Origin of the sequence: Variovorax guangxiensis (assembly GCF_003952165.1) — a bacterium.
Lineage (GTDB): Bacteria > Pseudomonadota > Gammaproteobacteria > Burkholderiales > Burkholderiaceae_C > Variovorax > Variovorax guangxiensis.
The window spans coordinates 588,011-606,214 of record NZ_RXFT01000001.1 but is presented as its reverse complement, the minus strand read 5'-3'; the positions used below and the strand labels follow the sequence as shown (position 1 = coordinate 606,214).

The 18,204-nt window shown below is 68.6% G+C and carries 17 protein-coding genes, 2 tRNA genes and 1 riboswitch; of the genes, 15 read left to right on the top strand and 4 right to left on the bottom strand.

The annotated features are described in order from the left end of the window. Positions 1-63: 63 nt before the first annotated feature. From EJP67_RS02950 to EJP67_RS02940, 3 genes are read left to right on the top strand one after another with little or no spacing between them, the layout of a single operon-like run. Positions 64-1,071 (top strand): Bug family tripartite tricarboxylate transporter substrate binding protein, encoded by a 1,008-nt coding sequence (locus EJP67_RS02950; RefSeq protein ID WP_126019234.1) that lies wholly within the window; start codon positions 64-66, stop codon positions 1,069-1,071. After that, entirely contained in the window at positions 1,068-2,291 is a 1,224-nt protein-coding gene (locus EJP67_RS02945) for an aromatic ring-hydroxylating dioxygenase subunit alpha (protein ID WP_126019232.1), read from the top strand. The genes EJP67_RS02950 and EJP67_RS02945 overlap by 4 nt, the downstream gene beginning before the upstream one ends. Continuing rightward, entirely contained in the window at positions 2,288-3,271 is a 984-nt protein-coding gene (locus EJP67_RS02940; RefSeq protein ID WP_126019229.1) for a PDR/VanB family oxidoreductase, read from the top strand. The genes EJP67_RS02945 and EJP67_RS02940 overlap by 4 nt, the downstream gene beginning before the upstream one ends. Here the strand turns inward: EJP67_RS02940 and EJP67_RS02935 are convergent. Then, positions 3,245-5,143 carry an adenylate/guanylate cyclase domain-containing protein gene (locus EJP67_RS02935; protein ID WP_126019227.1) on the bottom strand — a complete coding sequence of 633 codons (1,899 nt, stop codon included), beginning with the start codon at positions 5,141-5,143 and terminating at the stop codon, positions 3,245-3,247. The two genes, EJP67_RS02940 and EJP67_RS02935, sit on opposite strands and share 27 nt — an antisense overlap. A 198-nt stretch (positions 5,144-5,341) precedes the next feature. After that, a riboswitch (TPP riboswitch) is annotated at positions 5,342-5,442 on the top strand. A 76-nt stretch (positions 5,443-5,518) separates the two neighbouring features. On the opposite strand from EJP67_RS02935, the gene EJP67_RS02930 reads away from it, so the two are divergent. Then, the gene (locus tag EJP67_RS02930; RefSeq protein WP_126019225.1) at positions 5,519-6,862 is read left to right on the top strand and encodes a purine-cytosine permease family protein; all 1,344 of its coding nucleotides are present in this window, start codon (positions 5,519-5,521) and stop codon (positions 6,860-6,862) included. Here EJP67_RS02930 and thiD read toward each other — a convergent pair. Continuing rightward, entirely contained in the window at positions 6,807-7,655 is an 849-nt protein-coding gene (thiD, locus tag EJP67_RS02925) for a bifunctional hydroxymethylpyrimidine kinase/phosphomethylpyrimidine kinase (protein ID WP_126019223.1), read from the bottom strand. The genes EJP67_RS02930 and thiD overlap by 56 nt on opposite strands. 35 nt (positions 7,656-7,690) lie before the next feature. Between thiD and EJP67_RS02920 the strand changes: the two genes are divergently transcribed. From EJP67_RS02920 to EJP67_RS02880, 9 genes are all read left to right on the top strand, one after another. After that, a complete protein-coding gene (locus tag EJP67_RS02920) occupies positions 7,691-8,782 on the top strand; it encodes an FAD-dependent oxidoreductase (protein ID WP_126019221.1) in 1,092 nt (363 codons plus the stop codon). Continuing rightward, positions 8,779-8,982 carry a sulfur carrier protein ThiS gene (thiS, locus tag EJP67_RS02915; RefSeq protein WP_126019219.1) on the top strand — a complete coding sequence of 68 codons (204 nt, stop codon included), beginning with the start codon at positions 8,779-8,781 and terminating at the stop codon, positions 8,980-8,982. Before EJP67_RS02920 ends, thiS begins: the two co-directional genes overlap by 4 nt. An 18-nt stretch (positions 8,983-9,000) precedes the next feature. After that, the gene (locus EJP67_RS02910; RefSeq protein ID WP_126019217.1) at positions 9,001-9,813 is read left to right on the top strand and encodes a thiazole synthase; all 813 of its coding nucleotides are present in this window, start codon (positions 9,001-9,003) and stop codon (positions 9,811-9,813) included. After that, complete coding sequence (gene thiE / locus EJP67_RS02905; protein ID WP_126019215.1) at positions 9,810-10,745, top strand: thiamine phosphate synthase; 936 nt, start codon at positions 9,810-9,812, stop codon at positions 10,743-10,745. The genes EJP67_RS02910 and thiE overlap by 4 nt, the downstream gene beginning before the upstream one ends. 5 nt (positions 10,746-10,750) lie before the next feature. Then, positions 10,751-12,910, top strand: a complete 2,160-nt coding sequence (locus tag EJP67_RS02900) for a TonB-dependent siderophore receptor (RefSeq protein WP_126019213.1) — start codon at positions 10,751-10,753, stop codon at positions 12,908-12,910. A gap of 48 nt (positions 12,911-12,958) precedes the next feature. Continuing rightward, a tRNA-Asn gene (locus EJP67_RS02895) sits at positions 12,959-13,034 on the top strand. Positions 13,035-13,199: 165 nt separating this feature from the next. Next, positions 13,200-13,275, top strand: a tRNA-Asn gene (locus EJP67_RS02890). 133 nt (positions 13,276-13,408) lie between these two features. Next, a complete protein-coding gene (locus EJP67_RS02885; protein ID WP_126019210.1) occupies positions 13,409-14,269 on the top strand; it encodes an AraC family transcriptional regulator in 861 nt (286 codons plus the stop codon). A gap of 339 nt (positions 14,270-14,608) precedes the next feature. Beyond that, complete coding sequence (locus tag EJP67_RS02880) at positions 14,609-15,010, top strand: GreA/GreB family elongation factor (RefSeq protein WP_126019208.1); 402 nt, start codon at positions 14,609-14,611, stop codon at positions 15,008-15,010. Between the two features lie 15 nt (positions 15,011-15,025). Here the strand turns inward: EJP67_RS02880 and EJP67_RS02875 are convergent, their stop codons facing one another. After that, positions 15,026-15,244, bottom strand: a complete 219-nt coding sequence (locus tag EJP67_RS02875) for a hypothetical protein (protein WP_126019206.1) — start codon at positions 15,242-15,244, stop codon at positions 15,026-15,028. A 469-nt stretch (positions 15,245-15,713) separates the two neighbouring features. On the opposite strand from EJP67_RS02875, the gene EJP67_RS02870 reads away from it, so the two are divergent. Next, the gene (locus tag EJP67_RS02870) at positions 15,714-16,607 is read left to right on the top strand and encodes a CsgG/HfaB family protein (protein ID WP_126019203.1); all 894 of its coding nucleotides are present in this window, start codon (positions 15,714-15,716) and stop codon (positions 16,605-16,607) included. Positions 16,608-16,640: 33 nt separating this feature from the next. On the opposite strand, the gene EJP67_RS02865 is transcribed toward EJP67_RS02870, so the two are convergent. Continuing rightward, on the bottom strand, positions 16,641-17,045 hold the full coding sequence (locus tag EJP67_RS02865) for a GFA family protein (protein ID WP_126019200.1): 405 nt from the start codon (positions 17,043-17,045) through the stop codon (positions 16,641-16,643). Between the two features lie 105 nt (positions 17,046-17,150). On the opposite strand from EJP67_RS02865, the gene EJP67_RS02860 reads away from it, so the two are divergent. Then, the gene (locus tag EJP67_RS02860) at positions 17,151-18,152 is read left to right on the top strand and encodes a helix-turn-helix transcriptional regulator (protein WP_126019197.1); all 1,002 of its coding nucleotides are present in this window, start codon (positions 17,151-17,153) and stop codon (positions 18,150-18,152) included. Positions 18,153-18,204: the final 52 nt, after the last annotated feature.

Genomic DNA, 18,204 nt, shown 5'->3' with positions numbered 1-18,204 from the left:
ATTGCCCATGGGGCAGGCTGTCCGTATCGTCGAGCGCACAAGTACATCACGACTGGAGACACGATGAATCGGTTCAGACCCTCGCCGCCCGGCGAGGCCACACGCCGCCGCGCGCTCGGCACCCTCGGCGCGGGCCTCACGGCACTCGCCCTGCCAGCCTTCGCGCAGACGCCGCACTTTCCGAGCCGCGTAGTGCGCATCATCCCCTTCGGCTCCGGGGGCGGCCCGATGGACACCATCGCCCGCGTCTACGCCGAAAAGCTCAAGGCCCGCTGGAACCAGCCGGTGATCGTCGAGGCCAAACCGGGCGCGAGCGGCACCATCGCCGCCGACACCGTCGCCAAGGCCCCGCCCGACGGCTACACCGTGCTGCTGACGCTGCCGCTCACGCACATCAACAACGTGGTGCTGCAGCCGAAGCTGCCCTACGACCCGGTGAAGGACTTCGAGCCGCTGTCGCAGCTGGCCACCGGCGGGCCGATGCTGATCGCGCGCGCCTCGGCGCCGTTCTCGAACGTGCGCGAGTTCGTGGCCTATGCCAAGGCGCATCCCGGCATCTCCTACGGCACCTGGGGCAACGGCTCCAACGCGCATCTGTTCGGCGAGCTGCTGGCGCGACAGAACAAGCTCGATCTTGTGCATGTGCCCTACAAGGCCGAGGCCGCGGCGCACAACGACATGTTCGGCGAGGCGCTGGGCGTGGCCTGGGCCAATCCGGCGACCGCGCGCGGCCTCGCGCAGGCCGGGCGCATCAAGGTCCTGGGCATCACCGGGCGCCAGCGCGTGCGCTCGATGCCCGACGTGCCGACCTTCACCGAACAGGGCTTTCCCGGCTTCGACCTCGACAGCTGGATCGGCGTGTATGCCCCCGCGAAGACGCCGCAGCCCGTGCTCGACGAATGGTCGAGCGCGCTGCGCGAGATCACGAAGATGCCCGATATCCAGGAGCGCCTGGCGGGCTTCGGATTCGAGCCGCTGGGCAGCACGCCCGCCGAGTTCAGGGCCAGCTACAAGGCCGACTTTCCCCGTGTCGCGGACCTGATCAAGGCCGCAGGAGTCACTCCCGAATGAGCACCGTCGCATCCGCATCCCCTGCTGACGAATGGCAGCCGATCGCCTTCGATACCGGCACCGCCTACGGCCGCAAGCCGCCCAGCCACAAGCCAGAGCTGACCGAGGTCGGCGCCGGCACGCCCATGGGCGAGCTGCTGCGCCGCTACTGGCACCCGATCGGCCTTGCCGCCGACGCCACCGACACGCCACGCCAAGTGCGCGTGCTGGGCGAGGACCTGATCCTGTTCCGCGACAGGAAGGGCCGAGCGGGCCTCGTGCACTGGCGCTGCGCGCACCGAGGCGCCTCGCTCTACTACGGGCGCGTCGAGGAAGAAGGCATCCGCTGCTGCTACCACGGCTGGATGTTCGACGTGCAGGGCCACTGCGTCGACCAGCCCTGCGAGCCCGACGGCGGCGCGCGCAGCCGGGGCCGCGTGCGCCAGCCCTGGTATCCGGTGCAGGAACAGTACGGGCTGATCTGGGCCTACCTCGGCCCGGCCGAGAAAAAGCCGGTGCTGCCGCGCTACGACTGCCTGGAGACGCTGGATGAGGGCGAGACGCTGGAAGCCGACGGCAACAGCATCGGCGGCGGCGGGCCGCAGATCATTCCGTGCAACTGGCTGCAGCATTACGAGAACGTGGCCGATCCCTTCCACGTGCCGGTGCTGCACGGCAGCTTCAGCGGCACGCAGTTCGTGGCACTGATGGGCCAGATGCCCGACGTGACCTTCGAGAGCACCGACACCGGCGTGAAGATCATCTCGATACGCAAGCTGGAGGACGGCAGCGTCTTCCGCCGCGTGGCGGGCCCGGTGCTGCCCACGCTGCGCGTGGTGCCCAACCCGCGCGTGGCGGCCTACGGCCGGGTGGAGTCCATCGGCTGGGTGCTGCCCATCGACGACCACAGCTTCCGCATCTACACCGTGGGCCGCGTGAAGACGCCTGGCGACCTGGCCCGCGTGCGCTCGCGCCTGAACGGCAAGCTGTGGGAAGAGCTGACCGAGGCCGAGCACCGCGCCTTCCCGGGCGACTACGAGGCGCAGGTGAGCCAGGGCGCGATCACCGCGCATTCGGAAGAGCACCTGGCCACCTCCGACCGCGGCATCGTGATGCTGCGCCGGCTGCTGCAGCGCCAGCTCGATGCGGTGCGCGAGGGGCGCGATCCGGCGGGCGTGAGCTTCGACCCGGCAGCGCCGCCCGTGCATTTCGACGCCGGCAACTTCATCGTGAGCGAATGAGCGCAGCGGCGTCCATCGCGGGCCAGCCCATCGCCGTGCGGGTGACGCGCAAGACGGTCGAGGCCGAGGACGTGGCCAGCTTCAGGCTGGTTTCGGCTAGCGGCGCGCCACTGCCGGGCTTCGCGCCAGGCGCGCACATCGACGTGGCGCTGCCCGGCGGGCTGGTGCGCCAGTATTCGCTGTGCAACCTGCCAGGGCAAGACGAGCACTACGAGATCGGTGTGCTGCGCGACGCCGCCTCGCGCGGCGGCTCGCTCGCGATGCACGATGCGGTGCATGAAGGCGCTGTGCTGAACATCAGCCCGCCGCGCAACCACTTTCCGCTGGATGAAAACGCCGCGCACAGCCTGCTGCTCGCGGGCGGTATCGGCGTGACCCCGCTGCTGTCGATGGCCGCGCGGCTGGCCTCGCTGAGAGCGGATTTCGCGCTGCACTGCTGCAGCCGAACCGCCGCTCGGGCGCCCTACCGGCGTCGGCTGGAAGGCAGCGCTTTCGCCGACAGGGTGTTCTTCCACCATGACGACGGACCACCGGCGCAACGGCTGGACCTGGCCGCGACCATCGGCCGTCCGGCGCCCGGCAGGCACATCTACGTGTGCGGTCCGCAGGGCTTCCTCGATGCGGTGCGAGCCATGGCACGCGACCTGCAATGGCCGGACGCCCAGGTGCACTTCGAATACTTCTCGGGCGCGATGCAGCCGGCAGGCGAACAAGGCGAGTTCGAAGTCGAGCTGCGCAGCTCGGGCCGCGTGGTGCGCGTGCCGGCCTCGCTCAGCGTGGTGGACGCGCTGGCAGCCGAGGGCGTCGACATCCCGGTGTCCTGCGCGCAGGGCGTGTGCGGCACCTGCCTCACGCGCGTGCTGCGGGGCGAGATCGAGCACCGCGACCTCTATCTCACGCCCGAGGAGCAGGCCGCCAATGACCAGTTCCTGCCCTGCTGCTCGCGGGCCCGTTCAGCCCGGCTGATGCTCGATCTGTAGCAGCTCGTACAGCGTCATCCGCGTCTGCCGCCCGCGCAGCTCCGCGAGCTCTTCGATGCGGCGCGTGGCGAGCCGGCCGCCCAACCCCTCGAAGGTGGCCTCGGAGATCAGCGTGCGCGTGCCCAGCTCCTTGTTGGCGCTCTCGATGCGGCTCGCCGCATTGATCGCGTCGCCGATGGCGGTGTACGACAGGCGGTTGCTCGAGCCGAGCACACCCGCGATCACGTGGCCGGTGTGGATGCCCACGCGCGTGCGGAACTCCTGCAGGCCCTCGGCGCGCCACTTCTCGTTGAGCGCGTTCATCTCGGCATGCAGCTCGATCGCCGCCAGGCAGGCGCGGTACTCAGCGTCTTCGAGTTCGGTGGGTGCGCCCCACAGCACCATGATGCCGTCGCCCATGAACTTGTCGATCACGCCGCCGTGACGCGCGAAGATGCCGGCGGCGAGATTGAAGTACTCGGTGAGCTGGCGCACGAGCACCTCGGCCGGCATCGACTCCGAGATGCTGGTGAAGCCCTCCACGTCGGTGAACATCGCGGTGATGCGCTTCGGCGAGCCGCTCGGCCCCAGCGCATGCCCTTCCGCGACGAGTTGCCGGATGATGTCCACCGGCACGAACTTGCTGAAGGCCTTGAGGCTGCGCGCGGATTCGTCCAGCGCCTGGTTGAGGTGCTGCACCTCGAGCACCCGGCTCGGCTCGATCGGCAGGTCGTCGAGTTCCAGCCGCCCGATGCGGCGCGCGACGCGCGAGAGGTTCTCGATGGGCCCGGTCACCAGCTTCGACAACCGCAGCGAAATGATGAGCGCCAGCGCCAGGAAGCTGACCGTCAGCGCCAGCGACCAGAGCACCGAGCGCTGCAGGCCACCGAGCAGCAGCTCCTCGGGCTCCCAGCTCACGAGCTGCCACCGGGTGTGCGGCAGGTGCGAGGTCTGCACGAGGTAGCGACTGCCTTCGTGCTCGATGGAGAAGGCCTGGTCGTCGGCCCCGCCTGCCGTGCTGACCGAGAGCATGTGCGCATGGATGGCGCCGAGCACGCCGCTGTCGGGCGACTCCAGCTCGCGCACCGGATCGGGATGGTCGCTGCGCGCGATCACGTGGTGGTCCGAACTCATCAGGGCGCTCTCGCCATGGCCCTGCGCACCGAAGGCGCCCACGAGCCTGGCCAGATGCCCCAGCGACACGTTGGCATCGACCACGAGTCCCCGCCTGTGCCCTTCGTCGTCGGCGCGCGCCGAAGGCCGCGCGTGCCCGACGGCCAGCTCCTGCGAGTCGCTCATCATGAATGGCTGGGTCCACACCGGTCCTTTCGCCTTCATGGCCTCCAGGTACCAGGTGCGCTTCTCGGGATCGAAGTCGCTGCGGTAGGCCGAGATCGATGTTGTCGCAAAACGCTGCTTCGCGTCGCCGCCGTCCCGGTCCGGCGAGTCCTTGTAGTGCCAGGTCTCGGTACTGAATCCGTCGGCGCGCAGCACCTGGCGGATGGCCGGCACCGGGTAGCGCACCGCCATCAGCACGTGGCCATGGTCGGTGGCCACGTTGATGCTGTCGATTTCCGGCGTCTGCTCCAGCAGCGTCCAGAGCATCTCGGCGGTCTGCTCGCCGTCCTCCCCGCACACATGGACGCTGGGCGAATCGGCGATCGCACGGATCGCCGCCTCGGTCTTCGCGAGGAAGGCGAGCACGCTGTCCTCGACCCGGTCGTGGTTGATCTTGTGCGCGGCGGTGCCGAGCCTCGACACCAGCCTCTCGGCGGCCCAGTAGCCGAAGGCCACCAGGAGCAGCGACTGCACCAGCGCCACCGCGCAGATGATGGTCCCCACGTCGACCCTGAACCGCCTGAGGCGGGTGCCCTTGAAATCCTCATCGACCATGCAAGCTCCTCTTCATTTCTTGTTTCTGCACGCTTATCGGCATGCGCTCCCGTTTCTTCTGCCGTCGTTTTCCTCGGCGGTCGATTCTCGCGCCGCGCACCCGCATGCCGAGGGTTTTCCCTGCCCGCAAAGGCATGCCTGGCGCCGCGGCTTCCCGGCCCCGCATAAAATCGGCTCCGCGCCACGGGTTTGCCGCGGCGTACTTGCTAGGGGTGTTGGGCGGCTTGCCGTCCGGCTGAGAAAGTCCCTTTGAACCTGATTGAGGTAATCCTCGCGCAGGGAAGCTGGTCCGGTGGCCTCTCGCGCCTTCTCGCGTGAAAGCCGCGCCACTGGGGCCTCGCCCACCTGCCAAACCTTTTGCACTGGAGCAAACGGATGGCACACGACGACAAGAACAACGATGCCGCTGGCGTCTCGAACGAGGCGCTGACGCCCCTGCCCGCCTCGCGGCGCGTGTTCGGCTGGCACGACCATGCCTCGCTCTGGTTCAGCCTCGGCGTGGGCCTGCTTGTGATGCAGATCGGCGCCTACCTGGTGCCGGCCGTGGGCACGCGCGACGCGGCGATCGCCATCGTGCTCGGCTCCTGCATCGGCGCGGGCCTGCTGGCCTGGACCGCGCGGCTGGGCTGCCAGAGCGGCCTGGCGAGCGCCGGCCTCATGCACGCCACCTACGGCAGTGCCTTCGCGCGGCTGCCGGTGCTGCTCAACATCGTGCAGCTGGTGGGCTGGACCACCTTCGAACTCGTGGTGATGCGCGAAGGCACGCAGGCCATCGGCCAGACGGTGGTGGGGCCGGCGCTGGGCAGCTTCTGGGGCGGCGTGCTGACGACGTTGCTGTGGGGCGCGGTGCTGCTGGCGCTGCTCGCTGGCTCGATGGTGAAGCTGGTGCGGCGCTTCGTGAGCCGGTTCGGGCTGCCGCTGGTGGTGCTGTCGCTGCTGTGGCTCACGTGGCAATTCGCGGCGCAACTGCAGGCCAAGGGACTGGACGCCTTCTGGGCGCGCCCCGGCGACGGCACGATGGGCATGTTCAGTGCGCTCGACCTGGTGATCGCGATGCCGGTGTCGTGGCTGCCGCTGGTGGCGGACTATGCGCGGCACGGCAAGCGCAGTTCCGGCGGCCTCGGCGGCGCATTCGGCGGCACCTGGATCGGCTATGCGGTCGCGAACGTCTGGTGCTACGCGCTGGGCGTGATGGTGGTGAGCGTGGCCGAACCGGGCACGGGCCTCGTCACCGCGCTGCTGCTGGCCCAGGGCGGCCTGGTGGCGCTGGGCCTCATCCTCATCGACGAGCTCGACAACGCGTACGGCGATGTCTACTCCGGCTCGGTCTCCACGCACAGCCTGCTGCCGCGCTGGAGCGTCAAGCGCTGGGGCCTGCTGCTGGCTTCGCTGTGCATCGCGCTGGCGCTGGTGCTGCCGATGCACACGCTGGAGCCCTTCCTGCTGCTGCTGAGTTCGGTGTTCGTGCCGCTGTATGGGGTGATCATCGGCCGGCTGGGCAGCGGCGAGGCGGTATCGCCGCAAGGCGCGCGGCGCAAGATCGACTTCGGCGCGGCACTGATCTGGATCGCGGGCATCGCCGCGTATCACGCGCTTGCCAAGTGGGCGCCGCAGTTCGGCTCCGCGCTGCCGACACTGGCCGCGACTTTCGCGCTGGCCTGGCTCAGCCGGCCTTCAACGGCAGCCGGTGCGTCGGCACTGGCGCAAAGCCGTGGTTGAGCGGGCCATGACCCGCGCCGATCTTCACGTCTGCACCTGCAGCCATCGCGCCGAGGATGTAGGCGCGCGCCCTCTCGACCGCCTCGGGCAGCGTCGCGCCCAGCGCAAGGTGCGCAGCAATGGCGGACGACAGCGTGCACCCGGTGCCGTGCAGGTTGCGGCTTTCGATGCGGCCGGAGGCCAGTCGCTTGCGTTCGCTATCGGCCTGCAGCAGCACATCGACCACTTCGTTGCCCGGCAGATGGCCGCCCTTGAGCAGCACGGCCTTCGCGCCGAGCGCCAGCAGTTCGTCGGCCGCGCCGTCGAGCGCATCCACGCCGTCGATGGCATGGCCGATCAGCAGGGCCGCCTCGTCGAGATTGGGCGTGACGACCACGGCGCGCGGGAACAGCTCGCGCACCAGCACCTGCACCGTCTCGGCCTCGATCAGGCGATCGCCGCTCGTTGCGACCATCACGGGATCGAGCACCACGTTCTTCAGCTGGTAGCGGTCGATGGCCCAGGCCACCACTTCGACCACCTCGGGCGCATGCAGCATGCCGAGCTTGACGGCATCGACGCCGATGTCTTCGACCACGGCCTGGATCTGCGCCTTGAGGAAATCGGGCGGCACGCCGTGGATACCCGAGACGCCCAGCGTGTTCTGCGCGGTGAGCGCGGTGATGGCCGTCATGCCATAGCAGCCCAGGGCGGCGAAGGTCTTGAGATCGGCCTGGATGCCGGCGCCGCCACCGCTGTCGGAACCGGCGATGGAAAGCACGCGTGCGTAGTGCTGAGTGGGCTCTTGGGTCATGCCGAAAATTATCGGCGACGCGAAGGAGCCCTGGCATGAGCCTTCCTTTCGACTCGGTCGCCATCCTCGGCGCAGGCCTCATGGGCCGGCTGATGGCGGTGGCGCTGGCGCATGCCGGGTGCAAGGTCGATGTGTTCGAGGCCGGCAGCGCCGAGGCCGAAGGCGCGGCCGCGCGCGTGGCCGCGGCGATGCTGGCGCCGCTGGCCGAATCGGCCGTCGCACCGGTGTCTGTCGTGCGCATGGGGCAGCACGCGCTCGCGCGCTGGCCGGAGCTGCTCGCGCCGCTGGCACAGCCCGTGTTCTTCCAGCGCGAAGGCACGCTGGTGCTCTGGCACCGGCAGGACGCGGCCGAAGCAACGCGGCTCGCCCGCGTGCTCGCGAACACCGGTGCGCAGGTGCCCGAGCTGGCGCCGATGCAATCCGTCGACGCCCGCGCGATCGCCACGCTGGAGCCCTCGCTGGGCCAGCGCTTCGCTCAGGGCCTGTTCCTTCCGGGCGAAGGCCAGCTCGACAACCGCGCGCTGCTGGCCTCGCTGCTCGCCACGCTCGAGAGCAGCCCTCTCGTCACGCTGCACTGGCAATCGCCGCGTACGCCTTCGGACTTCTCGCCCGGCACGACAGGCCAGCCCGACTGGGTGATCGACTGCCGCGGCCTCGGCGCCCGTCCGCAGTGGAATGCTCTTCGCGGTGTGCGCGGCGAGGTCATCCGCGTGCATGCGCCCGAGGTGAGCCTGAAGCGACCGACGCGCCTCGTGCATCCGCGCTACCCGCTCTACATCGCGCCCAAGCCGGGCAACCTGTTCGTGATCGGCGCGACCGAGATCGAGTCGGACGACATGTCGCCCGCCAGCGTGCGCTCCACGCTCGAACTGCTGAGTGCCGCGTATGCGGTGCACAGCGGCTTCGCCGAGGCGCGCATCGTCGAGATCGCGACACAATGCCGGCCCACGCTGCCCGACAACCTCCCTGCCCTGCGCCTGCCGCAACCGCGCGTGCTGCAGATCAACGGCTTGTACCGCCACGGTTTCATGATCGCGCCCGCGATGCTCGACGCGGCGATGGAGGTGCTGACGCAGGGCCACTCGCCCCTTGCGAAAAGCTTCGGCATGGAGACCCGAGACACATGACGATGAACATCCTGATCAACGACAAGCCCTTCACCCTGCCCGACCAGGCGATGCTGACCGACGCGCTGGCCGCGCTGGAGGCCACGCCGCCTTTCGCGGTGGCCGTGAACCGCGAATTCGTGCCGCGCTCGGCCTACGCCACGCGCGCGCTGAAACCCGAAGACCGCGTCGAAGTGATCCGCCCCGTGACGGGCGGCTGATTGATGGAGACAACAGAAATGACGACCCCGAACGACCCCCTGGTGCTTTACGGCGAGACCTTCCACAGCCGCCTGCTGCTGGGCACCGCGCGCTACCCCTCGCCTGACCTGCTCGAAGCCGCCGTGAAGCGCGCGAAGCCCGCAATGCTCACTGCCTCGCTGCGCCGGCAGACGGCCAGCCAGGGCTCGGGCAACAGCGAGCTCGGCAACGGCTTCTGGGAGCTGCTGCGCAAGCTCGCGGTGCCGGTGCTGCCCAACACCGCTGGCTGCCACAGCATTCAGGAGGTGATCGCCACCGCGCAGATGGCGCGCGAGCTGTTCGACACCTCGTGGATCAAGCTGGAGCTGATCGGCGACGACTACACGCTGCAGCCCGACACGCTGAACCTGGTCGACGCGGCCTCGCAGTTGATCCGCGAGGGCTTCAAGGTGCTGCCCTACTGCACCGAGGACCTCGTGCTGTGCCAGCGCCTGGTCGACGTCGGCTGCCAGGCGGTGATGCCCTGGGCCGCGCCCATCGGCACCGGCCGCGGACCGGTCAACCCCTACGCGCTGCAGGTGCTGCGCGACCGGCTCAAGGTGCCGATGCTGGTGGACGCTGGACTGGGCCTGCCTTCGCACGCCTGCCAGGTGATGGAGTGGGGATACGACGGGGTGCTGCTGAACACGGCCGTCGCGCTGGCGCAGGACCCGGTCGCAATGGCCGGCGCCTTCGCCGACGCGGTGCAGGCCGGGCGCAGCGCGCATCGCGCCGGCGCCATGGCCGCGCAGGAGGCCGCGCAACCCAGCACGCCCGTGCTCGGCACGCCTTTCTGGCACCACGAATCATGAGCACCACATTCGACTCCGGCGCCATCGCGCAGGCCATCGTCGCTGCGCACGGATTGCGCTTCGGCGCGATCACGTCGGCGCCGGTGAGCGCGCCCGACTTCTCTTCCGACGATCCGGTGTATCGCGGCGCCAAGCGCGCGTGTTCCGCGCTCGGCTTCATCGAGATCGACGCCGAATGCCTGGCCCTCGCATGGACCGCGCAGACACAGCGCCTGAGCAGCTTCGATGCTGCGTTGTGGCCCGACGCGCCGGAGGACTTCGGCATGCGCCCCTTTCCGCCCACCGCGCGCGACGACGCATTTCCGCCCTGCCCAGAACGGCTCGGCCTCTATGCCGTGCTGCCCGATGCGCAGTGGGTCGACCGCATGGCGCGCGCGGGTGTGCCGACGGTGCAGCTGCGATTCAAGTCGGACGACAGCGCGGCCATCGAGCGCGAAGTTCAAGCGGCCGTCGAGGCGGTGCGAGGTACCGGCGCGCTGCTCTTCATCAATGACCACTGGCGGGTTGCCATCGCGGCCGGTGCCTATGGCATCCACCTCGGCCAGGAGGATCTCGACGCGCTCTCGCCAGACGAACTGGCGCAACTTCGCGCCTCCGGCCTGCGTCTTGGCGTCAGCACGCACGGCTATGCGGAGATGGTGCGCGCCGACAAGGTGAGCCCGAGCTACATCGCCATGGGCGCCGTGTACCCGACCACGCTCAAGAAGATGGCGACCGCGCCGCAGGGCGTGGCGCGGCTGGGCGCCTATGCGCGGCTGCTGCGCGGCTATCCGCAGGTCGGCATCGGCGGCATCGATGCGGTGCGGATGCCGGAGGTGCTTGCGACCGGTGTGGGTTCCATCGCCGTGGTGCGTGCGCTTGTCGCGGCCGACGACCCGGAAGCCACGGCCGCGGAATGGATCGCGGCCATCGATGCCGCTGCGGGCAAATGAACAGAATGAAAAAGACAGAGCTTCCCTTCGATTCTTCCGGCCGGCATCGGCTGTCTCCCGTCTCGCACGCGCTGGCAGCCATGCTCTTTGCGGCGGCATGTTCAGCGCATGCGCAGCAGCAATCCGCGCTGCCGGAGATCACCGTCAGCGAAGGCACGGCCGCGCCGCAGGCCGACGTGAGCGGCTTCGGCGACGTGCCGCTGCGCGAGCTGCCGATCTCGGCCACGGTGATCGACAGCAAGCAGCTGCAGGCCAGCGGCGCGCGACGGCTCGCCGACCTCACGCAGTTCGACGCTTCCGTCACCGACGCCTACAACTCGGCGGGCTACTGGGACTACCTCACGGTGCGCGGCTTCGTGCTCGACAACCGCTTCAACTACCGGCGCGAGGGCCTGCCGATCAGCGCCGAGACTTCGATTCCGCTCGACAACAAGGAGCGCGTCGAAATACTGCGCGGCACCAGCGGCATACAGGCCGGCACCAGCGCGCCGGGCGGGCTGGTCAACTACGTCGTGAAGCGGCCCACCGAACAGGACCTGCGCACGGTGCGCATCGAAACTTCCAGCCGGGGCAGCCTGCTGGGCGCCATCGACCTCGGCGGGCGCTTCGGCGAGAACAGGCAGTTCGGCTACCGCATCAACGTGGCGAGCGAAAACCTCAAGCCGCTCACGCACAACCTCGACGGCAACCGCAACCTGTTCTCGCTCGCAGCCGACTGGCGCATCACGCGCGACTCGGTGCTGGAGTTCGAGATCGAGCAAAGCCGCAAGACGCAGCCCAGCCAGAACGGCTACAGCCTGCTGGGCAGCGTGCTGCCGGCGCCGGTGGATCCGCGCATCAACCTCAACAACCAGCCGTGGTCGCAGCCCTCGGTGTTCAAGGCGCTGACGGGCACGCTGCGCTTCAGCCAGGCGCTGAACGCCGACTGGCGCTGGAGCGCGCAGATCGGCCAGCAGCGGCTGAAGAGCGACGACCGACTGGCCTATGCCTTCGGCTGCGGCGCCGAAGGCAACTACGACCGCTACTGCTCCGATGGCACCTTCGACTTCTACGACTTCCGCAGCGACAACGAGCGCCGCACGCTGACGGCCGGCAGCATCAACCTGAAGGGCAACGTGACGACGGGCAGCGTGAGGCACGAACTCGGCTTCGGGCTGATGCAGAGCCGCGTGCGCAACCGCTTCGACAACCAGGCCTACAACTATGCGGGCACCGGCAACATCTGGGGCACGGCCGTCGTGCCACCGGCGCCGGACGCCACCACGCCTCAGACCAACCGGGACGAGCGCTCGACCGAGTTCTCGGTGCAGGACGCGATCCGCTGGAACGAGCGCTTCACCACCTGGCTCGGCGCGCGCCATACGCGGCTCGACCGCAGCAGCATCGGCAACGACGGCTCGAATCCGACCGGCTACAAGCAGGACGTGACCACGCCATGGATAGCGGCGAGCTACGCTTTCCAGCCGGGGCTGCTGGCCTATGCGAGCTGGGGGCGGGGAGTCGAGTCGCAGGTGGTGCCGAACAGGATCTCGCAGTACAGCAACGCGGGGCAGGCCCTGCCCGCGCTGCGCTCGCGTCAGTGGGAGCTTGGCCTCAAGGGCGGCAACGACGCCTTCAACTGGCAGCTCGCATGGTTCGACATCTCGCGGCCGCTGACCAACATGGACCTGTGCAGCGGCTTGTGCGAGGTGCGCAACGACGGCAAGGCGGTGCATCGTGGTCTCGAAGCGGGTGCGCAGTGGAACCAGGGGCCCTGGCGCATCGGTGGCAGCGTGACGCTGATCGATGCGAAGCGGCGCGGGAGCACGGCCAATCCGGCGCTCAACGGCGAGTCGCCCACGAACGTGCCCAAGCAGGTGCTGCGCGCGCAGACCGCCTACCGCTTCGCATCGGTGCCGGGCCTCGAGGTTGCGGGACAGCTCTCGTACGAAGGCCGCCGCAACGTGCTGCCTGATGGCTCGATCACGCTGCCCTCGTGGACGCGCGTCGATGCCGTGCTGCGCTACGACACTAAGCTGCGCGGCGCGAACGCGAGCTGGACGCTGTCGGTCGACAACCTGTTCGATCGCCGCTACTGGAAGGAATCGCCCTACCAGTTCGGGCATGTCTACCTGTTCCCTGGCGCGCCGCGCACGCTGCGTCTGGGGCTGAGCGTTGCACTTTGAACGCGTTGCCGAAAGTCATGAAAAATGACGCTATAATCTAAGGCTTGTTCCTCGATAGCTCAGTCGGTAGAGCGCCGGACTGTTAATCCGTAGGTCCCTGGTTCGAGCCCAGGTCGAGGAGCCACCACAAAGCCGCAAGGCCTCTGGATGCCCCGCTACCCACAAGGTAGCGGGGCATTTCATTTGAAGTGGTGCGCGGTGTTTCTTGCAGGCAGTCGTCGCATCGATGCAAAAAATGCAGTCGAAGCGCCGAGATCGGCAAATCCATTGCATATAATTTAAGGCTTGTTCCTCGATAGCTCAGTCGGTAGAGCGCCGGACTGTTAATCCGTAGGTCCCTGGTTCGAGCCCAGGTCGAGGAGCCACCATCAAGCCGCAAGGCTCTCTGAAGAGCCCGCTGTCTTTACGGACAGCGGGCTTTTTCTTTGGTTGCTCCGCTGGCCCATGTGAGCAAAGTCGGCTAAGTGCCCCTCGCATGAAAGGCGCACACTCGCGCGCATGGAAAGCAGCCGCCGCATCGAGCAGGACTACCGCGCCCGCGTCGCGCGCGCCGTCGCGGCCATCGTTGCCGATCCGATGGCCGAGCACCGGCTCGAAGACCTCGCGCGGCTCGCGCACTTCTCGCCCTTCCACTTCCACCGCGTCTATGCGAGCGTGGCCGGAGAAACCGTGGCGGCCACAGTGCGGCGCGTACGACTGGCGCTCGCCACCCGGCTGCTGGAAGCCGGCGACCAGAGCATCACGCAGGTCGCGCTGGCCGTGGGCTACGAAAGCCCGCAGGCCTTCACGCGCGCCTTCGGCCAGTTCACCGGACAGTCGCCGCGCGCATTCCAGCAGAAGATGGTGCGGGCGATTCTCGATGTCGATGCGTTGCCGCAACCCGATGACGGCGTCGCCGCGCCAGCCGTGCGCATCGTCGAATACCCGACGCGACGGCTGCATGCGCTGCGGCACCAGGGGCCGTTCTCGACCATCCCTCACACTCATCGGCGGTTGCGCCAGCACGCCGGCACGGCCCGCATCACGGACCGCTGGGGAGCGTCTTTCGACGAGCCGGAGGGCAGCATCTGCTTCAGGTACTACGCCGCCGTCGACTCTCCCGATGCCTGGCCGGAAGTCCCCGAAGTCGAGATGCTCGACATTCCCGGCGGCTGCTACGCGGCGCATCGCCTCGCGGGCCCGTACTCGCAGATCAACGCTGCCGTGCGCGCCCTCTACATCCGCTGGCTACCCGCCAGCGGCTACGAGCCCGACGACCGGCCAACACTGGAGCACTACCTGAACTCGCCGCGGCAGGTCTCGCAGGCCGAGTTGCGCACCGACCTGCTGATTCCCATCCGCCGCACAGGCACGCCGTGAAACCGGCTAGCGCAGTTGGAACGCGATGAGCCCATGCCCGCCGTGCTTAACGGCAGTACACGCGGGGCCATTGCTTGATGGGCTCGTGGTGCATCCCTACACTCGTGCGCATGGCCCGTTCGTTCCACTCCCGCAAGCACGCTGCGCTCGAAGCAGCGCGTACCGGTGCCGTGGCGACGATGGCGGCCTACCGACGCACCTGCGCACTTTCCTGAGCCCGGCGGTCCGCTACCCTTCCTTCTGATGCGCGAACCATTGACCGCCGGGCACCCGCCGCGCGGCCGCGTCGCCGTTCATTTCCTTCGTTCCTGACGGCGCCGCACTCAACTGGAGTGCTTCATGCTTGCCACCATTCACGGGGAGCGCACGCTCACCGAACTCGACTTCGTCCGCCTCGGCAAACTGGCGGATCACCAGCTCCCACCGGCACTCACCGAACTGCTCGACGCGGCGGACGTGCTGCCATCGCGCGAAGTCCCGCCGGACCTCGTGACGATGAATTCCCAGGTCGAGATCGAGGACCCGGCTACGGGCCAGCGCCAGCAGATCACGCTGTGCTATCCCGGCGACTCGCAGCCGGGCGCTGGCTTCGTATCGGTGCTGTCGCCCGTCGGCATCGGCCTGCTGGGGGTGAAGACCGGGGCGCTCGCCTGCTGGCGCATGCCCAACGGCATCGAGCGCTCTGCGCGTGTGACCGCAGTGCTCTTCCAGCCCGAGGCCAGCGGCGACTACACGCGCTGAGGCAGGCCGTTTCTTTCAGTGCTTGATCACCGCGCTGGTCCGGTCCTTGGCGCTGTCGATGGTCGCGCTCACCGAGTTCGTGTTGACTGCCAGGGCCACCAGGATGGAGCCGACGAAAGCCGGGTCGGCCGCTGCGCTGAAGTTCGAAGCTCCCGCAATGGCCAGGGCCTGTTGCACCTGCTGGCGGGTCAGTTCCGCGGCTGCTTCTCCAACGATGTTCTTCTTGGTCGCCATCTGAAACTCCTGGAAGTGAAGGCCCGAATGTAACTTTCGGGACAGCGCATCCCGCGGCTTTTCCCTCCTGAGCCATTGGTATGGAAGCTCTCGTTGTTTCACGGTGTTCCTGAAAGTTTCCAGAGTAATAGAATCGCCGCGCCCCACCCGCCCGTCCCCCAAGCGCAGTGCGCCTGCCCGACGTCGCGGCCGGGCGATCGAGGACAGGGGCTGCCGCGGCCCGCACCTCCCACACTTCGGACTCCGGCCGATAACCCGCCGCCCGCGCGGTGGAAAACACACGGCCGGGCGCGCGTGAATGCACATGACTTTCGGCACTGGCGTGCCTGAATCTCGGGTCGTATCGTCGCGCGGTCGCCGGCGGCGCGTCGAATCGGGAGGTCATACAGGCCAGGGCAGATCCATCTTCGATCTTGACAAGTGACGTCCGCAACGGGCGCCGCATTCTTTTCACTTGACAGATCGGGACATGGCTTTTTCTAAACTTTCTCTCGCAAGCGCACTCGCCGGCCTGCTGGCCCTTTCGGGTTGCCAGACCATGGACATGCAAATGGGCAGCCAGTCGGCCAAGACCGTGGCCACCGGCAGCGCCGCCGGCGCCGCGACCTCCGGCGAAAGCAGCCAGCTCGAGCGCTGCGATTCGCCGCTGGGCACGGTCTCGCTGATCGAGAACGTGAACGCGGGCTGGTACACCATCCTCACCGGCGAGTACAAGCTGCCTCCCACGGCCAACCTGCTGCGCCTGCTGGTGCAGCAGTCGAACTGCTTCGTGGTGGTCGAGCGCAGCGCAGCCGGCATGAACGCGATGACGCGCGAGCGCGCGCTGATGCAGTCGGGCGAAATGCGCGGCGGCAGCAACTTCGGCCGCGGCCAGATGGTCGCTTCCGACTACGGCCTGTCGCCCGAGATCGTGTTCAGCAACAGCGATGCCGGCGGCCTGGGCGGCGCGCTCGGCGGCCTGGTGGGCGGCGGCCGCGGCCGCGCCATCGCCAGCCTCGGCGCGAGCCTGCAGACCAAGGAAGCCAGCGCCCTCCTGACGCTGATCGACAACCGTTCGGGCGTGCAGGTCGCGGCCGCCGAAGGCAGCGCCTCCAAGACCGACTTCGCGGGCTTCGCCGGCCTGGGCGGCCTCTCCGCCGCCGGCGGCATCGGCGGCTACACCCGCACGCCGCAGGGCAAGGTGATCGCGGCCGCCTTCATGGACGCCTTCAACCAGATGGTCCGCTCGCTGCGCAACTACAAGGCGCAGACGGTGCGCGGCCAGGGCCTGGGCGGCGGCGGTCGTCTGGGCGTGGACGGCGGTGCCGCTCCCTCGCAGACCTCGGCACCGGGCGCCGCGCCGGCAACCCGCCGCCGCAAGTAAGAAGGCAGCAACCCGCCGGCCGACCCGCCTCGCTCAGAGGTAGCGCGTCTCGGCCGGCGCCTCGAACCAGTTGTTGTTGCGCCCGTCCATGTACCGGACGGGCGCCGTCGACAGTTCCTCCAGCGTCACGTCGTCCAGGCAGTTCACCGCGACGCTCACATAGGCGCCACCGATTTCGGGCACGTTGCCGCGCCCGAACGAACGCACGCCGCAGCTCCTGCAGAACAGCCACTCGGTGCTGTGCGAGTTGAACTGGTACAGCGACAGGTCCTCCTCCCCCGAAAGCAGCGTGAAGGCATCCGGCTTCACGATCGCGCCCCATGCGCGGGTCTTGGTGCAGATCGAGCAGTTGCACTTGCCCGTGCCTTCGGCGAGATCGATCAGGGCCTGGAAGCGGACCTTGCCGCAATGGCAGCTGCCGTTGTACGTCTTCTTCATGGGTCTTCGTCCTGTTTTCCGCGGTGCGGAGGTGGTTGAGAGAAGAACCGAGGCTACGACCCATTGCGGACAGATTCTGTCCTCGATCAAAGGCATGATGCGCGCATGCTTTCCGCCACCGCACGCCTGATCCGGCTTCTTTCCCTGTTCCAGGCGCAACGCTCCTGGACGGGCGCCGACCTCGCCGCCCGGCTCGAGATCACCGAGCGCACCCTGCGCCGCGACGTCGACCGCCTGCGCAGCCTGGGGTACACAGTCGATTCCACCTCGGGCGTGGCCGGCGGCTACCGGCTCGGCGCTGGCACCGCGATGCCGCCGCTGCTGCTCGAGGACGAGGAAGCCATCGCCGTCGCGCTCGGCCTGGGCAACCCGGTGGGCGCCTCGGGCGACATCGAGAACGCCTCGATGCGCGCGCTGGCCAAGCTCGAACAGCTGATGCCGCCGCGCCTGCGCCGCCGGCTCGACAGCGTCCGCTCATCGGTGGTGCCGGTGATGCACGACAAGTCGCCCGTGCGCCTGAAGGCCGTGTCCTTCCTCGCCGAAGCCTGCACCGACCGGCTCGAGCTGCGCTTCGGCTACCGCGACCACCACGACGCCCTCACCGAGCGCACGGCGCAGCCGCATCGCGTGGTGCAGACGGGCCGGCGCTGGTACCTGCTGGCGTGGGACGTGGCGCGCGAGGACTGGCGCACCTTCCGCCTCGACCGCATCGTCGAGCCCGAGCCCACCGGCGAGCGCTTCACGCCGCGCCGGCTGCCCCATGGCGACGTGGCCGCCTACATGGAGCACGCGCTGAAGGTATCGCCCTACCTGCACCATGCGCAGGTCGTGGTGCATGCACCCGTCGAGGCGCTGGAGCCCTATCTCGGCTGGGTCGGCGGCACGCCGCAGGCTGTCGGCGACGGTTCCACCCGCATCGCCACCGCGGCCAATTCGCTCGATGCGCTGGCCGTGTGGCTGGGCTGCCTGCCGCACGATTTCGAGGTCGAGTCGCCTCTGGAGCTGGTCGCGCACCTCGCGCTCGTGGCCGGGCGGCTGGCCAGGGCGGCAACCGGCAAGACATCCCATAGGCCACCGAAAGCGGTAGGCCGCCTCCCCCGTATATAGGATGGGCAGCGAGCGGGCAGCCCCCTACCCTTTGCGGCATCAGCAACCCAGG

Coding starts and splice junctions, on each gene's coding strand:
- EJP67_RS02860 (WP_126019197.1), top strand. CDS start 17,151: ATGCTTTCCGCCACCGCACGCCTGATCCGGCTTCTTTCCCTGTTCCAG.
- EJP67_RS02885 (WP_126019210.1), top strand. CDS start 13,409: ATGGAAAGCAGCCGCCGCATCGAGCAGGACTACCGCGCCCGCGTCGCG.
- EJP67_RS02940 (WP_126019229.1), top strand. CDS start 2,288: ATGAGCGCAGCGGCGTCCATCGCGGGCCAGCCCATCGCCGTGCGGGTG.
- thiE (WP_126019215.1), top strand. CDS start 9,810: ATGAGCACCACATTCGACTCCGGCGCCATCGCGCAGGCCATCGTCGCT.
- EJP67_RS02935 (WP_126019227.1), bottom strand. CDS start 5,143: ATGGTCGATGAGGATTTCAAGGGCACCCGCCTCAGGCGGTTCAGGGTC.
- EJP67_RS02870 (WP_126019203.1), top strand. CDS start 15,714: ATGGCTTTTTCTAAACTTTCTCTCGCAAGCGCACTCGCCGGCCTGCTG.
- EJP67_RS02900 (WP_126019213.1), top strand. CDS start 10,751: ATGAAAAAGACAGAGCTTCCCTTCGATTCTTCCGGCCGGCATCGGCTG.
- EJP67_RS02920 (WP_126019221.1), top strand. CDS start 7,691: ATGAGCCTTCCTTTCGACTCGGTCGCCATCCTCGGCGCAGGCCTCATG.
- EJP67_RS02950 (WP_126019234.1), top strand. CDS start 64: ATGAATCGGTTCAGACCCTCGCCGCCCGGCGAGGCCACACGCCGCCGC.
- EJP67_RS02880 (WP_126019208.1), top strand. CDS start 14,609: ATGCTTGCCACCATTCACGGGGAGCGCACGCTCACCGAACTCGACTTC.
- EJP67_RS02945 (WP_126019232.1), top strand. CDS start 1,068: ATGAGCACCGTCGCATCCGCATCCCCTGCTGACGAATGGCAGCCGATC.
- EJP67_RS02930 (WP_126019225.1), top strand. CDS start 5,519: ATGGCACACGACGACAAGAACAACGATGCCGCTGGCGTCTCGAACGAG.
- EJP67_RS02910 (WP_126019217.1), top strand. CDS start 9,001: ATGACGACCCCGAACGACCCCCTGGTGCTTTACGGCGAGACCTTCCAC.
- thiD (WP_126019223.1), bottom strand. CDS start 7,655: ATGACCCAAGAGCCCACTCAGCACTACGCACGCGTGCTTTCCATCGCC.
- thiS (WP_126019219.1), top strand. CDS start 8,779: ATGACGATGAACATCCTGATCAACGACAAGCCCTTCACCCTGCCCGAC.
- EJP67_RS02865 (WP_126019200.1), bottom strand. CDS start 17,045: ATGAAGAAGACGTACAACGGCAGCTGCCATTGCGGCAAGGTCCGCTTC.
- EJP67_RS02875 (WP_126019206.1), bottom strand. CDS start 15,244: ATGGCGACCAAGAAGAACATCGTTGGAGAAGCAGCCGCGGAACTGACC.